19 protein-coding genes and 1 pseudogene are annotated in these 21986 nt (G+C 64.3%); 10 read left to right on the top strand and 10 right to left on the bottom strand.

The genetic code is table 11. The features are described from left to right. Positions 1 to 18: 18 nt before the first annotated feature. The 3 genes from ACYG9Z_RS16935 to ACYG9Z_RS16925 are packed head-to-tail and all read right to left on the bottom strand — an operon-like array spanning position 19 to position 3849. On the bottom strand, positions 19 to 1662 hold the full coding sequence (locus ACYG9Z_RS16935; protein ID WP_023752406.1) for an ABC transporter substrate-binding protein: 1644 nt from the start codon (positions 1660 to 1662) through the stop codon (positions 19 to 21). Between the two features lie 36 nt (positions 1663 to 1698). Continuing rightward, positions 1699 to 2475, bottom strand: a complete 777-nt coding sequence (locus ACYG9Z_RS16930; protein ID WP_023752407.1) for a DUF427 domain-containing protein — start codon at positions 2473 to 2475, stop codon at positions 1699 to 1701. Between the two features lie 15 nt (positions 2476 to 2490). After that, on the bottom strand, positions 2491 to 3849 hold the full coding sequence (locus ACYG9Z_RS16925; RefSeq protein WP_023752408.1) for an LLM class flavin-dependent oxidoreductase: 1359 nt from the start codon (positions 3847 to 3849) through the stop codon (positions 2491 to 2493). 191 nt (positions 3850 to 4040) lie between these two features. Here ACYG9Z_RS16925 and ACYG9Z_RS16920 point away from each other — a divergent pair, with 191 nt between their 5' ends. Then, the gene (locus ACYG9Z_RS16920; RefSeq protein WP_023752409.1) at positions 4041 to 5843 is read left to right on the top strand and encodes a dipeptide ABC transporter ATP-binding protein; all 1803 of its coding nucleotides are present in this window, start codon (positions 4041 to 4043) and stop codon (positions 5841 to 5843) included. Positions 5844 to 5924: 81 nt separating this feature from the next. On the opposite strand, the pseudogene ACYG9Z_RS16915 reads toward ACYG9Z_RS16920, so the two are convergent. Beyond that, positions 5925 to 6122, bottom strand: a pseudogene (locus ACYG9Z_RS16915) (ATP-binding cassette domain-containing protein); the annotation flags it as partial. 120 nt (positions 6123 to 6242) lie between these two features. On the opposite strand from ACYG9Z_RS16915, the gene ACYG9Z_RS16910 reads away from it, so the two are divergent. The 5 genes from ACYG9Z_RS16910 to ACYG9Z_RS16890 are packed head-to-tail and all read left to right on the top strand — an operon-like array spanning position 6243 to position 11098. Further along, entirely contained in the window at positions 6243 to 7478 is a 1236-nt protein-coding gene (locus ACYG9Z_RS16910) for an ROK family transcriptional regulator (RefSeq protein WP_084566322.1), read from the top strand. 14 nt (positions 7479 to 7492) lie between these two features. Then, positions 7493 to 8572, top strand: coding sequence for a Gfo/Idh/MocA family protein (locus ACYG9Z_RS16905; protein ID WP_023752412.1), 1080 nt, complete (start codon positions 7493 to 7495; stop codon positions 8570 to 8572). Next, positions 8572 to 9408, top strand: a complete 837-nt coding sequence (locus tag ACYG9Z_RS16900) for a sugar phosphate isomerase/epimerase family protein (RefSeq protein ID WP_023752413.1) — start codon at positions 8572 to 8574, stop codon at positions 9406 to 9408. Before ACYG9Z_RS16905 ends, ACYG9Z_RS16900 begins: the two co-directional genes overlap by 1 nt. Next, on the top strand, positions 9405 to 10208 hold the full coding sequence (locus ACYG9Z_RS16895) for an alpha/beta fold hydrolase (protein ID WP_023752414.1): 804 nt from the start codon (positions 9405 to 9407) through the stop codon (positions 10206 to 10208). Before ACYG9Z_RS16900 ends, ACYG9Z_RS16895 begins: the two co-directional genes overlap by 4 nt. Further along, positions 10205 to 11098, top strand: a complete 894-nt coding sequence (locus tag ACYG9Z_RS16890) for an ROK family protein (protein ID WP_023752415.1) — start codon at positions 10205 to 10207, stop codon at positions 11096 to 11098. Before ACYG9Z_RS16895 ends, ACYG9Z_RS16890 begins: the two co-directional genes overlap by 4 nt. A 26-nt stretch (positions 11099 to 11124) precedes the next feature. Here ACYG9Z_RS16890 and ACYG9Z_RS16885 read toward each other — a convergent pair whose 3' ends face one another. The 6 genes from ACYG9Z_RS16885 to ACYG9Z_RS16860 all read right to left on the bottom strand — a co-directional run bounded on the left by ACYG9Z_RS16885 (position 11125) and on the right by ACYG9Z_RS16860 (position 17924). Continuing rightward, the gene (locus ACYG9Z_RS16885) at positions 11125 to 12123 is read right to left on the bottom strand and encodes an ABC transporter ATP-binding protein (RefSeq protein WP_023752416.1); all 999 of its coding nucleotides are present in this window, start codon (positions 12121 to 12123) and stop codon (positions 11125 to 11127) included. Positions 12124 to 12153: 30 nt separating this feature from the next. Next, a complete protein-coding gene (locus ACYG9Z_RS16880; RefSeq protein WP_023732573.1) occupies positions 12154 to 13215 on the bottom strand; it encodes a Gfo/Idh/MocA family protein in 1062 nt (353 codons plus the stop codon). Positions 13216 to 13465: 250 nt separating this feature from the next. Continuing rightward, entirely contained in the window at positions 13466 to 14305 is an 840-nt protein-coding gene (locus tag ACYG9Z_RS16875) for a carbohydrate ABC transporter permease (RefSeq protein ID WP_023745182.1), read from the bottom strand. A gap of 226 nt (positions 14306 to 14531) precedes the next feature. Continuing rightward, the gene (locus ACYG9Z_RS16870) at positions 14532 to 15461 is read right to left on the bottom strand and encodes a carbohydrate ABC transporter permease (RefSeq protein ID WP_023707791.1); all 930 of its coding nucleotides are present in this window, start codon (positions 15459 to 15461) and stop codon (positions 14532 to 14534) included. Positions 15462 to 15706: 245 nt separating this feature from the next. Then, on the bottom strand, positions 15707 to 16966 hold the full coding sequence (locus ACYG9Z_RS16865; RefSeq protein WP_023668844.1) for an ABC transporter substrate-binding protein: 1260 nt from the start codon (positions 16964 to 16966) through the stop codon (positions 15707 to 15709). 1 nt (position 16967) lies between these two features. Beyond that, complete coding sequence (locus ACYG9Z_RS16860) at positions 16968 to 17924, bottom strand: N-acetylmuramic acid 6-phosphate etherase (protein WP_023689957.1); 957 nt, start codon at positions 17922 to 17924, stop codon at positions 16968 to 16970. Positions 17925 to 18122: 198 nt separating this feature from the next. Here ACYG9Z_RS16860 and ACYG9Z_RS16855 point away from each other — a divergent pair, with 198 nt between their 5' ends. From ACYG9Z_RS16855 to nagA, 4 genes are read left to right on the top strand one after another with little or no spacing between them, the layout of a single operon-like run. Next, entirely contained in the window at positions 18123 to 19001 is an 879-nt protein-coding gene (locus ACYG9Z_RS16855; protein ID WP_023752417.1) for a glucosamine kinase nucleotide-binding domain-containing protein, read from the top strand. Then, positions 18998 to 19780 (top strand): GntR family transcriptional regulator, encoded by a 783-nt coding sequence (locus ACYG9Z_RS16850; protein ID WP_023668847.1) that lies wholly within the window; start codon positions 18998 to 19000, stop codon positions 19778 to 19780. Before ACYG9Z_RS16855 ends, ACYG9Z_RS16850 begins: the two co-directional genes overlap by 4 nt. Then, positions 19777 to 20808 carry an SIS domain-containing protein gene (locus ACYG9Z_RS16845; protein ID WP_023703601.1) on the top strand — a complete coding sequence of 344 codons (1032 nt, stop codon included), beginning with the start codon at positions 19777 to 19779 and terminating at the stop codon, positions 20806 to 20808. Before ACYG9Z_RS16850 ends, ACYG9Z_RS16845 begins: the two co-directional genes overlap by 4 nt. Further along, positions 20805 to 21980 (top strand): N-acetylglucosamine-6-phosphate deacetylase, encoded by a 1176-nt coding sequence (gene nagA / locus ACYG9Z_RS16840; protein ID WP_023752418.1) that lies wholly within the window; start codon positions 20805 to 20807, stop codon positions 21978 to 21980. Before ACYG9Z_RS16845 ends, nagA begins: the two co-directional genes overlap by 4 nt. Positions 21981 to 21986 lie beyond the last annotated feature (6 nt).

Raw genomic sequence — 21986 nt, 5'->3', positions numbered from 1 at the left:
TGGCTGGACGTCTCGCAATCATGCCTGGGCGAACGTCACGCGGTCGAGCAGCAGATGCGAGATCGCCGTGAAGCGGACGCCCTCGACCTTCGACGAGACGATGCGGCTGTATTGCGAGAAGTAGCTGATGATCAGCGGCGTCTCGTCCAGCAGCAAGGTCTGGATCTTGCCCGCGGCAAGGCGTTGCGCCTGAAGGTCGCGGGCCTTGCCATATTCGAGCAGCAGCCCGTCATAGGTCGGGTTGTTGAAATGCGCCGCGTTCCAGGCGCCCGAACTCTTCAGCGTCGCATTGAGGAAGATGTCGGGCGTGCCGCGATGGCCAAAATCGGTAATGCCGAGATTGGAATCGAGCCATGGCGACGAGCCGAACTTCGCCGAGCCATAATAGGCGTCCTGCGGCAGCACGTTGAGCTTGATGTCGATGCCGGCCTTCTTGGCAAAATTCTGGATCAGCACGGCATAATCGGGAATGTCATAGGCGCGTTCGGTGGTCAGCGTCACCGGGAAGCCGTTCGGCACGCCGGCCTCGCCAAGCAGGCGCTTGGCCTCGGCGATGTCCTGCTTGCGCTGCGGCACCGACGGATCGGCCGAGGGGAAGATCGGCGCAAACGGCGTGTCGTTGCCGACAATGGCGCGGCCCTTGAGCAAGCCCTTGACCACCGCCTCGCGATCGATGGTGAGCGCCAGTGCGCGGCGGATGCGCTTGTCGGTGAACGGCGCCTGGTCGGTCCGCAGATGCACCTCGTCATGCGAGCTTGCCTGCACGCTGAGCAGCTTGAAGTTGGGATTGCCCTCGATCGCCAATTCCAGCCGGGTCGTGCTCGGGATGACGTCGAGCTGGCCGGCCTGCAGCGCCAGCACCTGCGCCTGCTCGTCGTCGAAGAACTTGATTTCGACGCGGTCGGGCAGCGCCTTGTCGCCCCAATAGTCAGGGTTGCGCACGAAGCTGGCGCCCTGCTTGGGGCGGAAGGATTCGAGCTTGAACGGGCCGGTGCCGTTAAAATTCTTCTCGAAATCGCCGGCATAGTCGGCCGGCAGGATGACGGCATTGTAGACGTCGGACGAGACATAGAAGGGGAAGTTGCTGTTGGGCCCGTCGAGATCGAAGGCGACTGTCTGGTCGTCGACGACCTTGGCGCCGCCCTTGGACAGGATGCCCTTATAGGCCGACAAAGCGGACGAACCGCTGGCCGGATCGACCAGCCGCTCGAAGCTCGCCACCACATCCTTGGCGGTGACGGCGCGGCCGTCGTGGAATTTCACGCCCGGCCGCAATTTGAAGGTCCAGCGGCTGGCGGTCTCGTCGGCCTCCCACGACAGAGCGAGCTTGGGCTGCAGACCGTCCTTGGGATCGTCGAGGATGAGATATTCGCCGACCTGGCTGATGACGCCGATGCTGGCCGGATCGGTGATGGAGACGGGATCGATCGCCTTGGTCGGCTGTCCGAGCCCAACGCGGACCGTGCCGCCGGCGCCGGCAGCGCGCGCCGTGCCGAAATCAACAAGTCCCTGCGAGGCGGCAAAGCCGGTGAGGCCGATCAAGGCTGCGTATTTTAGGAGATCGCGGCGCTTGAGGAAGCCGGCCTGGTGCTCATCGACGGCGACGTTCCAGATGTCGCCGGACAGATTGCGAAGCGTATCGATGTCGTTGCGTTTGGTCATTTTGAAATCCCTGTCTGAAATGACTGTTGAATGGCTTTAAGCGACTGGTTCGCCGTCGAGATGGATGCGGTCGACGGCTTGCGGGTAGAAGGCGATGAGGCCCCTGATCTTGGGCATTTCGGCAATGGGATCGCGGTAGCTCCAGGCGACATCGGGGCTTACCGAGCCGTCGGCGCGCCGGCCCGACCAGTAGGAGGCGATGCCCTTGTAGGGACAGCGCGTCGTGCTGTCCGAAGCGGTCAGCTGGTCGAGCCTGACATCGTCCGGGTGCAAATAGAAACGCGTCGGCAGATGCGTTTCGAACAGCAGCACCGGGCGATGGCTGTCGGCGATCACTTCGCCGTCGAACCAGATCTGGACGTGACTTGAACTCTGCAGCACATCGATGCGTGCGTATGGATCGCGGGCGTGGACGAAGACTTCTTCCTCCTCCTCGAACCATTGGTCGACCGCTTTCCAGGTGAAGGCGATGCGGCCGGCCAGTGGCGACAGGCTTTCATCCGGCGGCGCGACAAACGACCAGGCCGCATTGGGAGAAGCTTTCGATCCCGTCTCCAGGTCCCAATAGGTGGTTTCGCCGCCGACTGGATGCGGCTGGCGATGCTCGGACGGCTTCAAGAGCGAGCGGTCCACCGAGGAGGCCGGGAAGAAATAGATCGGCAGAAAATGGTTGGAGCGCAGCACCAGGACGTTGCGGCTGTCGGCGATGGTGCGGCCGGCGAATTTGACCCGAATGCGCTTGGGGCTGTGCAAAACATTGATGAGCTGCGGAGCCGTGGCTTCGCGGGGCTGAAGTTTTGGCGCTGCGGTCATATCAGTTGCCCCAAGTCAGGATACGGCGCGCACATTGTCGCGCTGTTCGGCGAAGCGGTTGGCCGGCCGAGCCAGGCCGAAACGATCACGCAGAGTCCCCGGCGCATATTCGGTGGGGAATACGCCGCGGCGCTGCAGTTCCGGCACGACCTGCTCGGCAAAATTCACCCAATCCTCCGGGAGCAGCGGGAACATCAGGTTGAAGCCGTCGGCGGCACCTGCCTCGAACCAGTCCTGCAGCTGATCGGCGATCTGGTTCGGTGTGCCGACGACGGTCGGCACCGAACCGCTGTTGGCGAGCTTGCGAGCGATCTCGCGCAGAGTGAGGTTCTGCTTCGACCATTCCTTGACGCGATTGAGCGAGGTGCGACCGCCATTGAAGGTGCTCTCGTCCGGCAGCGGCGGCAGCGGGCCGTCCGGCGGATATACGGAGAGATCGACGCCGCTCCAGCTCGAGAGAAGGTCGATGCCGACCCGATCGGGAAGCAAGCTCTGCAGATACTCCTGCCGCTCGCGTCCCTCCGCTTCGGAAGCTGCGACGATCGGCAGGATGCCCGGCAGGATCTTGAAGCTCTCGGGCTTGCGGCCGTAACGGGCGAGGCGCTCGTTGATGTCCTGCCTATATTTGATGCCGTCTTCCTTGGTGCTGTAGATGGCAAAGTGCGCATCGGCATGCGCGGTAGCGAAATTCTTGCCGTCTTCGGACGAGCCGGCCTGGACGATCAGCGGATGGCCCTGCGGCGGGCGCGAGACATTGAGCGGTCCGCGCACCTTGAAATGCGGGCCCTTGTGGTTGATCGCATGGACCTTGTTGGGATCGGCGAAATAGCCCGTTGCCTTGTCGATCAGTAGCGCCTCGTCTTCCCAGCTGTCCCACAGCGCCTTGACGATATCGAGGAATTCGGTGGCGCGCTCATACCGAAAGGCGTGCTCGATATTGCCGTCGCGGCCGAAATTGCGGGCCTCCTCGTCCATGGCCGACGTCACCACATTCCACGACGCCCTGCCCTTGCTGATATGGTCGAGCGAGGCAAACATGCGGGCGACATTGTAGGGCTCGCTGTAGGAGCTCGAGGCGGTTGTGATGAGGCCGATATGCCTGGTCACGCCGGCAAGCGCCGACAACAGCGTCAGCGGTTCCAGGCGGGCATTGGCGTAATGGGCGACGCCGCTCTGTACGGAATCCCAGATCGCGACATGGTCGGCGACGAAGATCGTATCGATCCCGGCGCGCTCGGCAGACTGGACGAGATCGCGGTAGAAGTCGAAGTCGAGCACTTCGCGGCCGGGCGCGCGCGGATGGCGCCATGACATGCGATGATCGCCCTGCGGGTTGAAGAAAAACGCGCTGAGGATCATGTGGTCGCGTGCCATGTCGGCCTCCTTGCAGAACTGCTCCAAGGGACCGTCGCGACGCCTCGACCGGCTGCGACAATCTCTCCTGAGCGATGAAAGGTAGATTGCGCTCCAGCTTAATTCGAGTAATTTTATAGAGATTGTGCGGCGCGAAAGCGGAAGCGATTGCCCTCGAAGACCGCGCCGGAAGAAAGTGGTTTCAGCAAGACATGTCGTCATCGGTTCTGAACGTCGAGCAGCTCACCGTCGCCTATGATGGACGCCGGGGATCGCATCCGGCCGTCAACGGCGTGTCGCTCGCCATCGGCGAAGGCGAAGCGCTCGGCCTTGTCGGCGAGTCCGGATCGGGCAAGAGCTCGGTGGCTCTCGCTATTCTGCGCTATCTGCCGCGCAACGCCCGAATCGCCGCGTCGGCGCTCGAATTCCAGGGTCGCGAGATCCGCAGTCTCTCCGGCGAGCAGCTTCGCCGGCTAAGGGGCGATCGCATCGCGGCCGTCTACCAGCATCCAGGTGCGGCACTCAATCCGGCCATGACGATCGGCCGGCAGATCACCGAAACGATCATGCGGCATCGCCCGGTTCGGCAGGACGAAGCACGCACCCGCGCCGCCGAGCTGCTGAGCCGTGTCAGGGTGAGCAATCCGGAACGGGTGCTCGATCTCTATCCGCACGAATTGTCGGGCGGCATGCAGCAGCGCGCCAACATCGCGATTGCCATTGCGCTCGACCCGTCGCTGCTGGTGCTGGACGAGCCGACGACGGCGCTTGACGCCAGCGTCCAGTCCGAGATCGTCGCCATCCTGCAGGACTTGCGCCGCGATCACAAAACCAGCGTTCTGCTGATCAGCCATGACATCAACATGGTCCGCCGGGCCTGCGATCGGGTGGCCGTGATGCAGTCGGGGACGGTGGTCGAAAGCGGCATCGCCAACGATGTCTTCGAGAACCCTGTTCACGCGTACACCAAGGCGCTGATCGCCTCGATCCCGGCGCTCAACTTCACCAAGCGCGACGGCAGGCTGGCCGAGATGCACACAACCGGCCCGTCGAAGCCTGTCCGCAGCGATCAACCGGAAGCCGCACGTCCGATCGCGGTCGCCTGCAAAGGCATCAGCCACGCCTTCGGCTCCCAGGCCGTCCTGCACGATATCGACCTGGAGATAGCCCAGGGCGAGACGTTCGGGCTGATCGGCGAATCCGGCTCCGGCAAGTCGACATTGGCAAGGATCGTGACTGGCCTCCAGACGCCGGACGCTGGGTCGGTCGAGCTGTTCGGCAGCACTGTCGCGCCGCGCGTCGAGAAAAGAAGCCTGAGCGAACGGCGCGACGTGCAGATGGTGTTCCAGTCACCCGACCGCACGCTCAATCCGCGCCAGCGGATCGGCAGGATCCTCGGCCGTCCGCTGCGGCGGCTCGCCGGCTCTGGCCGCAGCGAGGTGAAGCAGCGTGTCGCCGATCTCCTGGCCTCGGTTCGTCTTGCCGCTACGACGGTCGACCAGAAGCCGAGATCGCTGTCTGGTGGCCAGCGCCAACGTGCGGCGATTGCGCGCGCCTTTGCCGGCGTGCCGAAGCTCGTGGTGCTGGACGAGCCAACCTCTGCGCTCGACGTTTCCGTGCAGGCGACCGTGCTCAATTTGCTCAACGACCTGCAGCGCGACAAGGACACCACCTATCTGTTCATCAGCCACGACCTCAGGGTGGTGCGCTATATGGCCGACCGGATCGGCGTGCTTTATCGCGGCCGGCTGGTCGAGACCGGCTCATCCGAGCAGATTTTCCGTGGCCCCAACCACCCCTACACGAAGCTGCTTCTGGCCGCCTCCTCGGATGAGACGGCGCCGAAGGCTCCGGCTCAGCTCGACGTCGCGGCACACGATGCCGAGACCTCCGGATGCTCCTTTGCCGCCCGCTGTCCTGTCGCGCTGCCCGATTGCCGAAAGGCGCAACCACCCGTCAGGCAGGCCGGCGACGGTCATCTGATCGCCTGCTGGAGGGACACAGGCAGTCTCTGATTGCGAAGCGGGCCGGCCCAACTGCAAGCCTGCCTTCGAAGAGATGTCCCCCGGCCGATGCGCCGGAGGACAGGCTTGGGAGGTGCCGGACGTCGGCTGAAAATTTCCGGCGATGGTTTTGGCCAGCGTCGATTTGCCGGCGCCATTGTCGCCCATCAGGCCGAGAACCTGGCCCTCGTTTATGTCGAGCGAGACGTTGTCCAGCGCGCGGACGGCACCGAAATCCTTCACGATATGTTCGAGACGCGCTAGAACCGGCCTCCCATCCTCCCATGCCAATTTGTAAGTTTCTGATACAAATCATCGTTGAAACTTGGGTCAATGGGCATGGGGATGCTGAATGTTTTGTTGCAACGCACCCAACCTTGGGTCTTTCAAACCGCCTAGAATTCTATTAGTATGACAATCAAACAAATTGTGGAGAACGACGTGCTGGTGTCGACCGATCTTCGGCCGAACGAAACGCGGGCACTTGCGGCGCTGTTTCGTGCCGGCGCGTCGAGCCGGGCAGCGCTCGCACGCGATCTCGGCCTGACCCGGTCGACCACCGGCGCCCTGGTGCTGGGGCTGACTGAAGCCGGTCTGGCGCGCGAGCGGTCGGATGGAGCGGATGACGAGCAGGATAGCGAGGGTCGGGTCGGCCGTCCCGGTATCCTGGTCGAGATCGACGGCAATGGCGGCTTCTTCCTTGGCGCTTATATCGGCGTCAACTGGATCGCAGCCGTGGCTGTCGACCTTGCCGGCGCGCGGCGTGCGAGCGCCTCTAGGGCATTTGCCGGCCCCGGTAGCACGCCCGAAGCCGCGGTCGACATCATCGGGGAACTCGTCGCCGAGATCCGCTCGCAATTGCCTGCGGGTACGCGCCCCTACGGGCTCAATGTCGCCGTGCCCGGCTTCCCCGCCGCTGACGGCGTCTCATACCATGCCACCATCCTTGGCTGGCATGGGGTCAATCTGGCGGAGCTTTTGCGCACTGCCTTTGGCGCGGACTTTCCAATCCTCTTGGAAAACGATGCCAATGCCGTGGCGGTGGCCGAGACATACCGGTCGCGGCCAGGAAAGGACGACGAGGATGCTCTGGTCATCCTGATCGAGAACGGCGTTGGCGGCGGCATCATCAATGCCGGCAGGCTGCATCGCGGCCGGCTCGGCGGCGCCGGGGAAATCGGGCATCTGCGCATTGGCGACGAAGGTTTTGTCTTCGACGCGAAGCGCCCGGGCCGACTGGAATCCTATGTCGGCAAGGATGCGTTGCTGGCTCGCTATTTGCACATAAGCGGACTGCGCGCCGGCGTGGATGAGTTTGTCGCAGCGCTGGCCGGCGGCGATCCGGAAGCCGTTGCCACCGCGCGCGACTGGGCGCTCTGGTTCGGCCGCGGCCTGGCGACACTTGCCTGCACCTTGCAGCCGGAGCGCATCATCCTCTCCGGCTCCGTCAATGCGGTTTATCCCTTTGTCGCCAAACAGGTGGAAGCTTTCCTCTCGGACTTCCTGGCTGAAGGTTATCCGGTTCCCACAGTCGAACTGTCGCGCGTCGGCGCCGACGGTCCGGCATTGGGCGCTGCCTGTCTGCTGCATCAGGCAGCTTTGTCGGGCGATCCGCAATTTCAACTTCGCGGCCTCGCCGCGCGCTAATCAGGAGAGATTCAATGCCTCGCAAAGACGAAAAGCGGCTGCGTGTCGGCGTGCTCGGCTGCGGTCCGATTGCCCAGGCGGCGCATTTCGAATCCTGCACCAAGGCACGCAATGCCGATCTCTATGCCATCTGCGATGTCGCCGACGATCTGCGCGACAGGATGGCCGCGACCTACGCGCCTGAAAAATCCTATGCCGACTACGACCAGATGCTGGCCGATCCCGATCTCGACGCCGTCATCATCGCGACATCGGACATTTTTCACGTCAAGGCCGCGGAACTGGCGCTCGATGCCGGCAAGCATGTGCTTTGCGAAAAGCCGCTGGGCGTTTCGGTCGAGGAGGTCGAAGGTTTGCGGGCCACGCTCGACAAGAGCGGCAAGGTGCTCCAGGTCGGCCATATGAAGCGCTTCGACCCCGGCATCCAAGCGGCCAAGGCTTTCGTCGACGACGAAATGGGCGAGCGGCTGGCGTTCAAGGGCTGGTATTGCGACAGCACCCACCGCTACCCAATGACCGATGCGGTGCAGCCGCTGATCATCACCAGCGCCAAGGCGCGCAAGCCTGCCGTCAATCCCAAGGCGGATCTGCGCCAGTATTATATGCTGGCGCATGGCAGCCATCTCCTTGATACGGCGCGCCATCTGCATGGGCCGATCGAAGCGGTGGAGGCGCGGCTCACCGAGCGCTATGGCGCCTATTGCTGGTTCATCACCACCATCTTCGCCGACGGCACGATCGGCCATCTCGACCTGACGGTCGCCGTGCGCATGGACTGGCACGAAGGGTTCCAGATCTACGGCGAGAACGGCAGCGTTCTCGCGAAGACGTATAACCCCTGGTACTACAAGAGCAGTGAGGTCGACATTTTCCGCGAGGCCGATGGCAGTTGGCACCGCACGCTTGGCGCGGATGGCCACTTCTATCGCCGCCAGCTCGAAGGCTTTGCCGATGTCGTGCTGAATGGCGCGCCGATGATCGGCGCCGGCATCGAGGACGGCATCGCATCGGTCAGGGGCATGGCGGCCATCGCCCGCTCGGCCGCTGCCGGCGGCCGCGCCGTCCGTCTCCCCGATGTCGACGGGGTGGTGTGATGCAGCTTGGGATTTTCGCCAAGACCTTCGCCACCACCGGCGCCTTGCCGGTGCTGCGCGCGGTCGCGGACGGCGGCTACACGGCGGCGCAGTTCAACATGGCGTGCCTTGGACTGCCGTCGATGCCGGACCGCATCGAACGCGACGCGGCCCGGTCCGTCGCTGAGGCGAGCGGTGAAACCGGCGTTTCGATCGCGGCGGTTTCGGGAACCTACAACATGATCCACCCGGATCGCACGGTTCGCATCCAGGGACTCGCCCGGCTTGAGGTACTGGCCGCGTCATGCGCCGATATGGGCACCCGTCTGATTACGCTGTGCACCGGCACAAGGGATGCGCAGGATCAGTGGCGCTGGCATCCCGACAATGCAAGCGAGGCGGCATGGAGCGATCTGCGGACGGAGATGGAAGCGGCGATCGCGATTGCCGAGCGCTTCGACATCGAGCTTGGCATCGAACCGGAACTGGCCAATGTCCTCTCCAGCGCCCGGGCCGCACGCCGCCTGCTGGACGAAATGAACAGCACGCGGCTGCGCATCGTGCTCGACCCGGCCAATCTGTTCGAAGTGGCCGACAGCGCGGAGCGTCATCGCCTCATCCGCGAAGCCATCGATCTGCTGGCCGCCGAGATCGGCATGGCCCATGCCAAAGACCGCAATGCCGATGGCAGTTTTGCCGCCGCCGGACAGGGCGTCGTCGATTTCCCGCATTTCATCGGCTGCCTAAGAGCCGCCGGGTTCGACGGCCCCCTGATCACGCATGGCCTGACAGAGGCCGAGGCGCCAGGTGTCGGCGCCTTTCTGCGCACCGTACTTGAAGAGAGCGAGCGCGCGTGAAAAAGACCTTCAGCCGCGATGGCGTCGACCTTGCCTACCGGGAGGTCGGCACGGGCCTTCCCGTCATCTTCCAGCATGGGCTGGGCGGCGATGAGGCGCAGGTCGCCGACGTGTTTCCCGATCTGCCGGTGACCCGGCGCGTGACGCTCGAATGCCGGGGCCAGGGCGGATCCAGCTACGGGCCGGTCGAGCGGCTTTCGGTTGCCACGTTTGCCGAAGACGTCGAAGCGCTGGCCGACGAACTCGGCCTCGGCTCGGCCGTCGTCGGCGGCATCTCGATGGGTGCCGCACTGGCGCTGCGCCTGGCAGTGCACAAGCCGGCTCGTGTGCGGGCGCTGGTGCTCGCCCGACCAGCCTGGGTGGTCCAGGCGGCTCCGGAAAATATGAAGCCCTATGCCGTCGTCGGCGATCTCTTGATGCGGCATTCGCCCCAAGACGCCAGGCGTCTGTTCGATGACAGCGCTGTTGCCGGCGAACTGGCCAGATTGGCGCCGGACAATCTCGGCAGCCTGCAAGGCTTCTTCACTCGCCCGGACCCGGTTCTGTTCGGCAGGCTGCTTTCGGCGATCGCCGGCGATGGTCCCGGCGTGAGCGAGGCGGAGATCCGCGCTATCGCGGTGCCGACTCTTGTCATCGGCCATGACCATGACCTCGTCCATCGACTGGACGACGCACAGACGCTGGCCGGGCTCATTCCGTCGGCCCGGCTTTGCACCATCACAGCCAAATCGCAGGATCGCGCCGCCTACCGGCTGGAATTCCGCGCCTGTCTTTCGGAATTCCTGGAACCGCTCGCATGACCGACAAAACGACTGATGAGACCATCGCCGTGGTCGAGATCGGCGGCACGTCGGTCAAGGTTGGCTTTGCCGATCGCGGCCACCCGGTGGATTTCGCCCGCACCTACCCGACCGCGCAACTGCGCAAGGGCGCGCCTGTGGCGGGGTTGGCCGATGCGGTCACCGCAGCCTGCCGCGATGCCGGGCTCAAACCTGCACGGGTCGTTGCGACGGTGCCTGGGTTCATCGACCGCGACTTCGACACGGTGCTGCACACGGCCAACATTCCCGAACTGAACGGTATCCGGCTGGGTACGGAACTGGCATCGCGGCTCCGCGTTCCCGTGCGGCTCGAACGCGACGTCGTGCTGCAATTGCTGGGCGAAAGCGTTGCCGGCGCGGTGAAGCGGCAAAAGGAGGTGCTGGCGGTCTATCTCGGCACCGGCATCGGTGCGGCCTATCTCGGCAAGGACGGCATTTTCAGGGGCGGCGGCTGGGCGCTGGAAATCGGCCATATGCCGATCTACCGGCCTGACGAAAGCGGACCGCCAAACCGGGTCGAGACCTACGCCTCAGGGGCAACGCTTGTCGAACTCGCGACAGACTACGATATCCCGGTGGCCGATCTGTTTTCGGCGGCCGGGCAGCCGCCATCGCTGCGCGAATGGCTCGACGAAATCGTCTGGCAGCAGGCGGTGGCCGTCGCAACGGCAGCCGCCCTGTTTTCCCCGCAGACGATCCTGATCGGCGGCGGTATCGTCGACATGAAGTCCTATCCCCGCCAGACGCTCAAGCAGCGCATCGCGGACAGCCTACCGCATTCGCTTGTTGTAGAGCCTCTGGACATACGCTGGGCGGCCCTGGGCTGGCAGGCGGCGATCCATGGCGCGGTGCTGCTCGGCGCGGTGTGATCGCCGTGGTTGCTGTCGGCGAAGGATTACTTGATCGTCTTGCCGTCCGCCCCAAACCGGTATGTCTTACCCGGCTCGGGCGTTGCATACAGCGTCGCACCGGGCTCGGCGTCGTAGACACCGAAAATGCGCACCGTGATCAGCCCGGCCTTTTCGCAGTCGAGATAGAGGTTGGTGTCGGCGCCGAGATGTTCGGCGTGCACCACCGTTCCCTTCCAGGCGCCGGATTTTGGATCCACGGTCAGATGCTCCGGCCGCACGCCGATCGTCTTGGCCGTCTCGCCCAATCTGGCGCCGTCGATGAAATTCATCTTCGGCGAGCCGATAAAGCCGGCGACGAACTCGTTTGCCGGCGCATTGTAAAGCTCCATCGGGCCGCCGATCTGCTCGATCTGGCCGGCGTTGAGCACGACGATCTTGTCGGCCAGCGTCATGGCCTCGACCTGATCATGGGTGACGTAGATCATCGTTGCCTTCAGCCGGCGATGCAGCTGCGCGATCTCCAGTCGCGTGTTGACGCGAAGCGCTGCATCGAGGTTCGACAAGGGCTCGTCGAAGAGAAACAGTTTTGGCTCACGCACCACGGCGCGGCCGATGGCGACGCGCTGGCGCTGGCCGCCCGACAGTTCCGCCGGCCGCCGCTCGAGATACGGTTCCAGCGACAGCATCGACGAGGCGACGCCGATGCGGCGTTCGATCTCCGGGGCGGGCGTGCCGGCCTGCTTGAGGCCGAGGCCCATATTGTTCTTCACCGTCAGATGCGGGTAGAGCGCGTACGTCTGGAACACCATGGCGATGCCGCGTTTTGCCGGGGGCGTGGCCGAGACATCGGCGCCGTCGATCACCACCCTGCCGGAGGTCGAATCCTCCAGCCCGGCGATGACCCTGAGCAAGGTTGACTTGCCGCAGCCAGATGGGCCGACGAAGACGACGAATTCGCCGTCGGTCACTTCGAGGTTGATGCCTTTCAGCACCTCGACCGGCCCGAAGGCCTTCTTCACATTCTCGATTACCAGCGAGCCCACGGCTTCGTCCTTGTTCTAGAGTTTGCCCTACTAGAGCTTAACTGGGGCGCCGCTGCGCACGCTCTCATCGGCGGCAAGGCAGACGGCGAGCGATTTCACCGCGTCGTCCATGTGGCGGGTCAGGTCGATGTCTTCCCGGATCGCCTTCAGCACGAAGGCCTGTTCGAGGTCGCAGAGATCCTGGTGGCCGGGTTCGCCGTCCATCGACAGCATCTCGTCCGGCCTGGCGAACTTGCCGTCCGCACCCGTCGCAGCGCTGTGCAGGCGGATGGTCGAGGTCTTGGTGTGGGTGTCGATGTCGTCCGACTTCACACCTTCCTTCATGACGATCGACACGCAGCCATTGGGCGACATCACGTCCTTCACGAAGAACGCCGTTTCCGAAATCATCGGTCCCCAGGCAGCTTCGTACCAGCCGACCGAACCGTCATCGAACAGCACCTGCAGATGGCCGTAATTGTACATGGTCGGCGCGATTTCCTCGGTCAGCCGCAGCCCCATGCCGCGCACCTCGACCGGCTTGGCGTCGGTGATCTGCAGCATGACGTCGAGATAGTGCACGCCGCAATCGACGATCGGCGACGTCGTCTGCATCAACTGCTTGTGCGTCTGCCAGGTCGGGCCTGACGATTGCTGGTTGAGGTTCATGCGGAACACGTAAGGGCCACCGAGCTTGCGCGCCTCGGCGATCAGCCGGACCCAGGACGGGTGATGGCGCAGGATATAGCCAATCACCAGCTTTCTGCCATTGGCCTTGGCCGCCGCGACGACGCGCTTGGCGTCCGCCACCGTTGTTGCGAGCGGCTTCTCGACGAAGACGTGGCAGCCGGCCTCGAATGCCTTCACCGCATAGTCGGCATGGCTGTCGGAATAGGTGGCGATGCAGGCGACGTCGGGCTTTTCATCGCGCAATGCATCGTCGAAGGAACGACGGATGTCATAGCCCGACAGCCCGTCCGGTAACGGCACGTCGGAGCGGTTGATCAGGGCCGCGATCTCGAAGCCCGGATTAGTGTGGTAGGCCAGCGCATGGCTACGCCCCATATTACCGAGGCCTGCGACGACGACGCGAAGGGGCGATTTAGAGGTCACCTAACTACTCCAGATGTTCCAGTTGTTCCTTCTGAGAGGGTGTCACCCCACCCGGCGCTTCGCGCCGACCTCCCCATCGAGGGGAGGTAGGACGTTGGCGCGAACACCCTCACTGCCAAAGAAGCTTCTCCGAAAGTCGCCCTTTGGCGGTCGTGAATGAAGCCACGACCTTTTACCTCCCCTTGATGGGGAGGTCGGCGCGCAGCGCCGGGTGGGGTGAAGGCTCCAGCAGAGATTTGTAGGGCTCCGCTCACTTGACGGCTCCGGATGTGATGCCTCGGATCAGCTGCCGCGAGAAGATGACGTAGAGGGTCAGCACCGGCATGATCGCCAGCGAGAGTGCGGCCAGGATGGCGTTCCAGTTGGTGACGAACTGGCCGAGGAACAACTGCGCGCCGAGCGTCACCGTCTTGGTCTCTTCCGACGGCGCCAGGATCAGCGGGAACCACAGATCGTTCCAGATCGGGATCATGGTGAAGACGGCGACCGTCGCCATCGACGGCCGCACCAGCGGCAGCACCAGCCGAAAGAAGATCGTGTATTCCGACAGCCCGTCGATACGGCCGGCATTCTTCAGATCGTCCGACACCTGCTTCATGAATTCCGACAGGATGAAGACGGCCAGCGGCAGCCCTTGCGCGGTGTAGACCAGGATCAGCGCCGTCAGCGTGTTGACCAGCCCGCTCGCCACCATCAATTGCAGGATGGCGACGGTGCCGAGCCGGATCGGGATCATGATGCCGAGCGCGAGGTAAAGCCCCATCAGCGTGTTGCCGCGGAAGCGGTATTCCGAGAGCGCGAACGCCGCCATCGCGCCGAACAGAAGCACGAAGAACAGCGAGGCGACGGTGACGACGAGGCTGTTCTGAAAATAGTGGATGAAGTCGCCCTGCCCGATCACGGTGGTATAGCCGATCAGGTCGAAGGTTTTTGGCGTCGGCGGCGTCAGCGGTTCGCTGAAGATGCCGGCGCGGGACTTGAACGAATTCATGATCACCAGGATCACCGGAAACAGTGCGATCGCCGTATAGGTCAGCAGGATCGTGTGGGCGCCGATGGTGCGGGGCAGCGAACGGGTGGCGGTGCTCATTGGAAGGTCTCCTGACGAGCGATGACTGTTGAGGTCGGCACCAAGGCACCCCCCTCTGTCCTGCCGGACATCTCCCCCGCAAGGGGGGAGATCAGATGCCGCGACTGCTTTCGCCAATCGCCAACGTTGCAAGACGAGCGGCAAGGCCAGAGCTGCCAATCTCCCCCCTTGCGGGGGAGATGGCCGGCAGGCCAGAGGGGGGTGTTCAAGCTCGACATCTCGCCCCTCAGAACTGGTAGCGACGCAGGCGCGTCTGGACGAGGAACAGGTAGACGCAGACGCCGCCGAGGATGATCAGGAACATCATCGTGGCGATCGCCGCGCCCATATTGGGATCGCCGGTCTGCAGCTGAAAGCCGAAGAAGGCGCGGTAGAGGAAAGTGCCCAGAATATCGGTCGAATAGTTCGGGCCGGCGAGCGCCCCTTGCGCGGTGTAGATCAGGTCGAAGGCGTTGAAATTGCCGACGAAGGTCAGGATCGAGATGATGCCGATCGACGGCAGGATCAGCGGCAGCTTGATCTTCCAGAACTGCGACATGCCGGTGATGCCGTCACATTCGGCCGCCTCGATCACCTCTTCGGGGATCGACAAAAGGGCTGCATAGATCAGCATCATCGGGATGCCGACGAACTGCCACACCGAGATCAGGCTGAGCGCGGTCAGCGCATATCGTTCCTTGCCCAGCCACGGCGTGAACAGGCTTTTCAAGCCGACCAGGTCCATCAGATGCGGCGCCACTCCCCATAACGGCGACAGGATCAGTTTCCAGGCGAAGCCGACGATGACGAAGGACAGGATGGTCGGCACGAAGATCGCGGTGCGGTAGAAGGCGGCGAACCTCAGCCTCGGGCTGGAAAGAAGTGCGGCCAGAAGCACGCCGATCGGGTTCTGCACCACCATGTGGATGATGAAGAACCAGGTGTTGTTCCTCAGCGCGTTCCAGAAACCCACCGACCAGTTGGGGTCGCCGAACAACGTACGGAAGTTGGTGAAGCCAACGAACACCTGATGCTGCTCGACGTTGCGGAACAGCGACAGCTGCAAGGTGCCGGCCAGCGGCAGGATCATGATCGCCGTATAGACCAGCAGCGCCGGCGCCAGGAAGACGCCGATATGCCAGCGGAACGGTCGTTTCGGTCGTGTTTGTGCGGCCATGAGTGCGGTCCCCGCCGATCAGGTTTAGCAATGCCTTCGACGGCAGCGCTGCCCCTCACCCTCACGCTCTCCCCGTGAAGGACGGGGAGAGGGGGCGCCTGCGTTTCGGCTGATCCTTCTCCCCGTCACTATACGGGGAGAAGGTGCCGGCAGGCGGATGAGGGGCGGCGCCGTCGTTCGCAGTCGATGATGCTGTCGAAAAACGCAGGGCCGTCCACTTGGGGCCCTGTCTGTTGTCTGAGCTCTTACTTGCCCGGCTTGTACCAGCTGTCGAGGCCGTCCTGCAGCTTCTTGGCGGCAGCTTCCGGCGTGTCGGTGCCATTGATGACGTTGGCCGATTCAACCCAGGTTTCGTTCTCGAGGTTCGGCGTGCCGCGCGACAGGATCTGGTAGGTCGAGCGGATCGTCGACTTGCACTTGTCGCGCCAGGAGACGAATTCCTGCGCCAGCGGGTCTTCCATCTTCACCGGGGTGGAATTCAGGCTGAAGAAGCCCGGCAGTGCGTTGGCGTAGATGGTGGCGAAGTCCGGCGAGGCGACCCAGGACAGGAAGGTCTTGGCCGCGTCGGCATTCTTCGACGCCGCATTCAGGCCCATGCCGATATCGGTATGGTCGGAGATGTAGCAGGTGTCGCCGGCCTTCTCGACCGGCGGCGGGAAGGCGCCCATCTTGAACTGCGCCTGGGTGTTGAACAGGCCGATCTCCCACGATCCCGCCGGGTAGATGGCGGCGCGGCCAAGCGTGAACAGGTTCTGGCTGTCCGGATAGGTCTGGGCCTCGAAGCCGTCGCCGAGATAAGGCTTCCACTTGGCCAGTTCCTCATAGGGAGCAACCCAGTCCTTGTCGGTCAGCTTCTGGTCGCCCTTGATCAGCGCTGCGCGGCCCTCTTCGCCCTTCCAGTAGTTCGGACCGATGTTCTGATAGCCCATGGTCGCGGCTTCCCATAGGTCCTTGGTGCCCATGGCCATCGGGATGTAGGTGCCGTCGGCCTTGATCTTGTCGAGCGCGGCGAAGAACTCGTCACGCGTCGTCGGCACCTTGAGGCCGAGCTTGTCGAAGGCGTCCTTGTTGTAGATGAAGCCGTGAATGACCGAGGCCATCGGCACGCAGAAGCTCGCCTTGCCGTCGTCGGTCTGCCAGGCGGCCTTGGCAACGGGCGAAAAGTTTTCCATGCCGGGCAGCGCCGACAGGTCGGCAAGGTTGCCCTTCTTGAACAGTTCGAGCGACTTGTCGAACGGGCGGCAGGTGATCAGGTCGCCAGCCGAGCCGGCGGCGAGCTTGGCGCCGAGTGCGGCGTCATACTCGGTCGGCGCCGACGGTGCGAACACCACTTTGATGCCCGGGTTCTTGGCCTCAAAAGCCGGGATCAGCTTGTCCTTCCAGATGGCAAGGTCGTCGCCGCGCCAGCTTTCGATATTGAGCGTTACGTCATCGGCGTGAGCCAACCCGGCGGTGCCGAGAATGCTGGTGCCGAGAAGCAGTGCCGTCAGTAATTTCGTTGTCATGCTAGTCTCCCTGTTGACCTTTTTCAGGTTCGGTTTTGAGAACAGGGGCCTTCGCGCCCTTGTTCCCCTCGATCGCGGAAAGGGCCGGCCGCAGCTTCTGGCCGGTCCCTTCCAGTATCTTCTCGGCCGCAACGGCGTTGGCAGCGCCGGCGGCGAGCAGAATGGCTATCTTGACGACGCCGCCGCTCGCTTCGAGCAGCCGCACGGCGTCTTGCCGGTCGCGGCCGCTGATAGCGGCGACGATGCGAGCCGCGCGGTCGCGCAGCTTGATGTTGTCGGCGGTGAGATTGACCATGTAGCCGTCATGGACATGGCCGAGATGAATGGCGGTAAGCGTCGACAGCATGTTGAGCGCGATCTTCTGGGCAGTGCCGGCGCCCATGCGCGTCGAGCCGGCAATCACCTCCGGTGGCGTCTCGAGCAGGATGGCGACGTCGGCCAGCCTGAGCAGGGGCGTGTCCTTGTTGTTGGCAATGGCGATGGTTGCCGCGCCCCGGCTGCGCGCATCCTTCAGCGCCTGCACCGCATAGGGCGTCGAGCCGCTGGCCGAAATCGCGATCAGGCAGTCGCCCTTGCCGATGCCGGCGCCGGCAATTGCCGTCGAGGCTTCGTCGGTGTCGTCTTCCGGTCCGCCGGCCAGGGTCTTGAAAGCGTCGTCGCCACCGGCGATGAGGATGGCGATGCGTTCGCGCTTGATGCCGAAGGTGCCGGGCAACTCCAGCGCGTCGGCCAGCGCCATCAGGCCGGAGCTGCCGGCCGCAGCATAGGCGAGCTTGCCGCCGCCGTTCAGCCGCCCGGCGATGATTTCGGCTGCGGCGGCGATGGCGGGAATGGCGTCGCGCACAGCCTTGGCGGCCTCGATCTGCGCATTGACCAAAGAAGAAAGGATGGCGTCCGGGGCCTGGATGTCCAGTCCCTCGGCATTGCTGTGAAGCGCTTCGGTGCGCGGTTCGGCCATCCCTGTCCCTCCGATGGAAGAACAATACCAAAAAAATACCACTTGTCCACACGCATTAACGAAATTGCGAACTGGAAAGCGTTGAGCCGGCGAAATTCCCGGGTTTTCAACCTGATACGCCTTAATCTTTTTGAAACGGAAATTAATCCCTTGGCTATTGGTATTTTATTGGTATTATCCGCCCGGAGGAGACATCGCGTGAAATTCGTGCTCGGTATCGACGGCGGCGGCACCAGCTGCAGGGCAGCCCTTGCGACAGGCGATGGCGTTGTCGTTGGCCGTGCCAAAAGCGGCGCCGCCAACATCCGCACCGATCTCACCGGCGCTCGCACCCACATCGTCGAGGCTGCTCGTCAGGCCTTCATCGCCGCCGGGCAAGATCCGGACCTGATCCCGCAGACACCAGCCATTCTCGGCCTTGCCGGCGCCAATGTCGGCACCTACCGCCAGCAGCTTGAAGCAATCCTGCCGTTCAGCATCAGCCGCGTCGAGACGGACGCCGAGATCGCGCTCGAAGGGGCAGTCGGCTCTGGTGACGGCGCCATGGCCATCCTCGGCACCGGCACCGCCTATATGGCGCGCAAGGGCGGCACGTCGCGCGCCATCGGCGGCTGGGGCTTTCAGGTCGGTGATCAAGGCAGCGGCGCCCGGATCGGCCGCGACCTGCTGGAGCAGACGCTGCTCGCCCATGACGGCGTCCGGCCGCGCTCAGCCCTGACCGACAGCATGATGGCCATTTTCCGCAACAATCCCGAAGACGTGGTCGAGTTCACCACCAATGCCAAGCCCGGCGATTTCGGCGGCTTCGCGCCCAAGGTTTTCGAGCATGCCGAGAAGGGCGACAGCGTCGCCAACTGGATCGTGGACAAGTCGGTTGCCGAAGTCGAGGCGTCGCTCCACGCGCTCGACCTCTCTGATGACGCCCCGCTCTGCCTGCTCGGCGGGCTGGCGCCGCTCTATGGGCCGCGCCTTTCCCAGCGCTACCAGGCGCTGCTGAAAGCGCCGCTCGACGATGCGCTGGGCGGCGCCGTGCAGATGGCGGCCCGCATCTTCGTCAAAGCGGAGGCGACGCGATGAGCGATGCCGCCGACCAGATCTTCGCCACGCTGAGGCAGTCGTCGCAGAGCGGCGCCCCGCTCTACCTGCAGCTCAGGAAAAGCATCGAGGACGCCGTCAATCGCGGCCTGATCGGGCCGGGCGATGCGCTGCCTTCCGAGCGCGACATCGCCACCAAGGCCGACATTTCGCGCGTCACCGTGCGCAAGGCGGTGCAGGATCTGGTCAAGGGCGGCATCCTCGTGCAGCGCCACGGCTCCGGCACCTTCGTCGCGCCGCGCATGGAGCGCGTCGAGCAGTCGCTGTCCAGGCTCACTTCATTCACCGAGGACATGGCAAGGCGCGGCATGGCGGTGCGTTCAGCCTGGCTCGACCGCGACCTCTACCCGCCCTCGCCCGACGAGATGATGGTGCTCGGCCTGTCCTCGAACGAGTTGGTGGCGCGCGTGGCGCGCCTGCGCATCGCAAACGACACGCCGCTGGCCATCGAACGCGCCTCGTTGTCGGCCAGCGTGCTGCCGGATCCGGCCGGGATAGGCTCGTCACTCTATGCGGCGCTGCAACTGACCGGCAACCGGCCGGTGCGGGCGGTGCAGCGCATTTCCGCCGCCAATCTCGGCGACGCCGATGCGCGTCTGCTCGAAGTGCCATCCGGCATTGCCGGCCTGCACATCGAACGCATTTCCTATCTCGCGAGCGGCAAGGTGATCGAGTTCACCCGCTCCATCTACCGCGGCGATGCCTATGATTTCGTCGCCGAATTGCGCCTGACAGGGCCGAGCGAAGAGGGCCGACCATGATCCCCAAGACCACCCATATGCGGCGCGAGATCGACGAAATTCCGCAAGCCGTCGCGCGCCTGCTCGATGGCTCGGCGGCGGTGCTGACCGAGGCCGGACGCGGCATTCGCGAGCGCGATCCGAGCTTCGTCGTTACTGTCGCGCGCGGTTCGTCCGACCATGCCGCCACCTTCATGAAATATGCCGTCGAACTGACCGCCGGCCTGGCCGTGGCATCGGTCGGTCCATCGGTCGCCTCGATTTACGGCGCCAAGCTCAAGCTCGCCGGTTCGGCTTGCCTCGCCATCTCGCAATCCGGCAAGAGCCCTGACATCGTCGCCATGGCCGAGACGGCGCGGGCCGGCGGTGCGCTCACCGTCGCCATCACCAACACCGCCGATTCGCCGCTGGCGCGGGCTTCGGATTTTGCCATCGACATTCTGGCCGGCCCCGAGCGCAGCGTCGCGGCGACCAAGACATTCGTCAATTCGGCGGTCGCCGGCCTGGCGCTGATGGCGCATTGCACCGGCGACGACAGACTGCTGGCCGCCCTTGCCCGCCTGCCCGAGCATTTCAGCAAGGCGATCGCCTGCGACTGGATGGCGCTGGCCGGCGCGTTGGAGACGCCGCAATCGCTGTTCATCCTGGGACGTGGCCCGTCGGCGGCGATGGCCGACGAGGCGGCGCTGAAATTCAAGGAGACCTGCGGCATGCATGCCGAGGCCTATAGCGCCGCCGAAGTGATGCACGGCCCGCTGGCGCTGGTCGGGCCAGGCTTCCCGGTGCTGGCGCTCGCCGCCCGCGATGCCTCCGAGCCGTCCGTGGCAGAGGCTGCCGACAACCTTGCCGGCAAGGGTGCAGCAGTTTTTGTAACCTCGGACAAAGCCAAGAGCGCGGCGCGGCTGCCGCATGTCGCCACCGGTCATCCCTTGACCGACCCGCTGACGCTGATCGTCTCCTTCTACGGCTTCGTCGAAGCCTTCGCCCGCCATCGCGGCCTCGATCCGGACGTACCGCGCAATCTGCGCAAGGTGACGGAAACCGTATGAGCGACCGTTTTGCCCTGACTGGCGCCCGAATTTTCGATGGCGACGACTGGCATGACAACGCCGCCCTTGTCGTGCACGGCGATGTGGTCGAAGGCATTCATCCCGTCGGCGCCATTCCGTCGGGCGTTGCCCGCATCGACGCCGGGGGCGGCATGCTGGTGCCGGGTTTTGTCGACCTGCAGGTCAATGGCGGCGGCGGCGTCATGCTCAACGACCATCCCGATGTCGCCTCGCTGGCAACAATCTGCCGGGCGCATGCGCCGTTCGGCACGACCGCACTGCTGCCGACGCTAATCACAGATACGCCTGACATCACCGCCGCGGCCATTGCCGCCGGCACCGAGGCGGCACGGCAAAAACTGCCGGGGTTTCTCGGCCTGCATCTCGAGGGACCGCATCTCTCCGTCGCCCGCAAGGGCGCGCATGAACCGGCGCTGATCCGGCCGATGACGGATGCGGATGAAGCGGCGCTGGTCGCGGCACGCAAAAACCTGCCGGTGCTGCTGACGACGATCGCGCCCGAATCCGTCGAGCCCGCCCGTGTTGCGGCTTTGGCCAAGGCCGGCATCGTCGTCAGCCTCGGCCATTCCGATACCGGCTATGCCATGGCCAGAGCCTTTGCCGACGCGGGCGCCAGCGTGGTCACACATCTGTTCAACGCCATGAGCCAGATCGGCAACCGTGAGCCGGGGCTGGCGGGTGCGGCCATCGACATAGGCAGTCTGTCGGCCGGGATCATTGCCGACGGCATCCATGTCGATCCCGCCACCATGGCAATCGCGCTGCGCGCCAAGCAGGGGCCGGGCAGGATCGTGCTGGTCACCGACGCCATGGCGACGATCGGCACCGACATGACGTCGTTCACCCTCAACGGCCGCATCATCTATCGCAAGGATGGCAGTCTGCGGCTGGCCGACGGCACGCTGGCCGGCGCCGATCTCGATATGATCTCGGCCGTCCGCTACATGCACAGGATCGTCGGGCTGGACCTGTCGGAAGCGTTGCGCATGGCCTCGCTCTATCCGGCGCAGGCGGTCGGCCAGGCCCACCGGCTCGGCCGCTTCGCCAGTGGCACGGCTGCCGATATTGTCGCTCTGTCGGACAACCTCGACGTCAACGGCGTCTGGATCGGCGGCGACAAGGTTTTTGCAGGCGCGGACAGTCCGCGCTAAAGTCCA

Source organism: Mesorhizobium sp. RSR380A (assembly GCF_054719385.1).
Note: the sequence above shows the minus strand (reverse complement) of the source record. Positions and strands in the feature narration are given on the sequence as shown.

Excerpts from the sequence above, each read along its gene's own strand:
- ACYG9Z_RS16935 (WP_023752406.1), bottom strand. The coding sequence starts at position 1,662 with ATGACCAAACGCAACGACATCGATACGCTTCGCAATCTGTCCGGCGAC.
- ACYG9Z_RS16930 (WP_023752407.1), bottom strand. The coding sequence starts at position 2,475 with ATGACCGCAGCGCCAAAACTTCAGCCCCGCGAAGCCACGGCTCCGCAG.
- ACYG9Z_RS16925 (WP_023752408.1), bottom strand. The coding sequence starts at position 3,849 with ATGGCACGCGACCACATGATCCTCAGCGCGTTTTTCTTCAACCCGCAG.
- ACYG9Z_RS16920 (WP_023752409.1), top strand. The coding sequence starts at position 4,041 with ATGTCGTCATCGGTTCTGAACGTCGAGCAGCTCACCGTCGCCTATGAT.
- ACYG9Z_RS16910 (WP_084566322.1), top strand. The coding sequence starts at position 6,243 with ATGACAATCAAACAAATTGTGGAGAACGACGTGCTGGTGTCGACCGAT.
- ACYG9Z_RS16905 (WP_023752412.1), top strand. The coding sequence starts at position 7,493 with ATGCCTCGCAAAGACGAAAAGCGGCTGCGTGTCGGCGTGCTCGGCTGC.
- ACYG9Z_RS16900 (WP_023752413.1), top strand. The coding sequence starts at position 8,572 with ATGCAGCTTGGGATTTTCGCCAAGACCTTCGCCACCACCGGCGCCTTG.
- ACYG9Z_RS16890 (WP_023752415.1), top strand. The coding sequence starts at position 10,205 with ATGACCGACAAAACGACTGATGAGACCATCGCCGTGGTCGAGATCGGC.
- ACYG9Z_RS16875 (WP_023745182.1), bottom strand. The coding sequence starts at position 14,305 with ATGAGCACCGCCACCCGTTCGCTGCCCCGCACCATCGGCGCCCACACG.
- ACYG9Z_RS16870 (WP_023707791.1), bottom strand. The coding sequence starts at position 15,461 with ATGGCCGCACAAACACGACCGAAACGACCGTTCCGCTGGCATATCGGC.
- ACYG9Z_RS16865 (WP_023668844.1), bottom strand. The coding sequence starts at position 16,966 with ATGACAACGAAATTACTGACGGCACTGCTTCTCGGCACCAGCATTCTC.
- ACYG9Z_RS16860 (WP_023689957.1), bottom strand. The coding sequence starts at position 17,924 with ATGGCCGAACCGCGCACCGAAGCGCTTCACAGCAATGCCGAGGGACTG.
- ACYG9Z_RS16850 (WP_023668847.1), top strand. The coding sequence starts at position 18,998 with ATGAGCGATGCCGCCGACCAGATCTTCGCCACGCTGAGGCAGTCGTCG.
- ACYG9Z_RS16845 (WP_023703601.1), top strand. The coding sequence starts at position 19,777 with ATGATCCCCAAGACCACCCATATGCGGCGCGAGATCGACGAAATTCCG.
- nagA (WP_023752418.1), top strand. The coding sequence starts at position 20,805 with ATGAGCGACCGTTTTGCCCTGACTGGCGCCCGAATTTTCGATGGCGAC.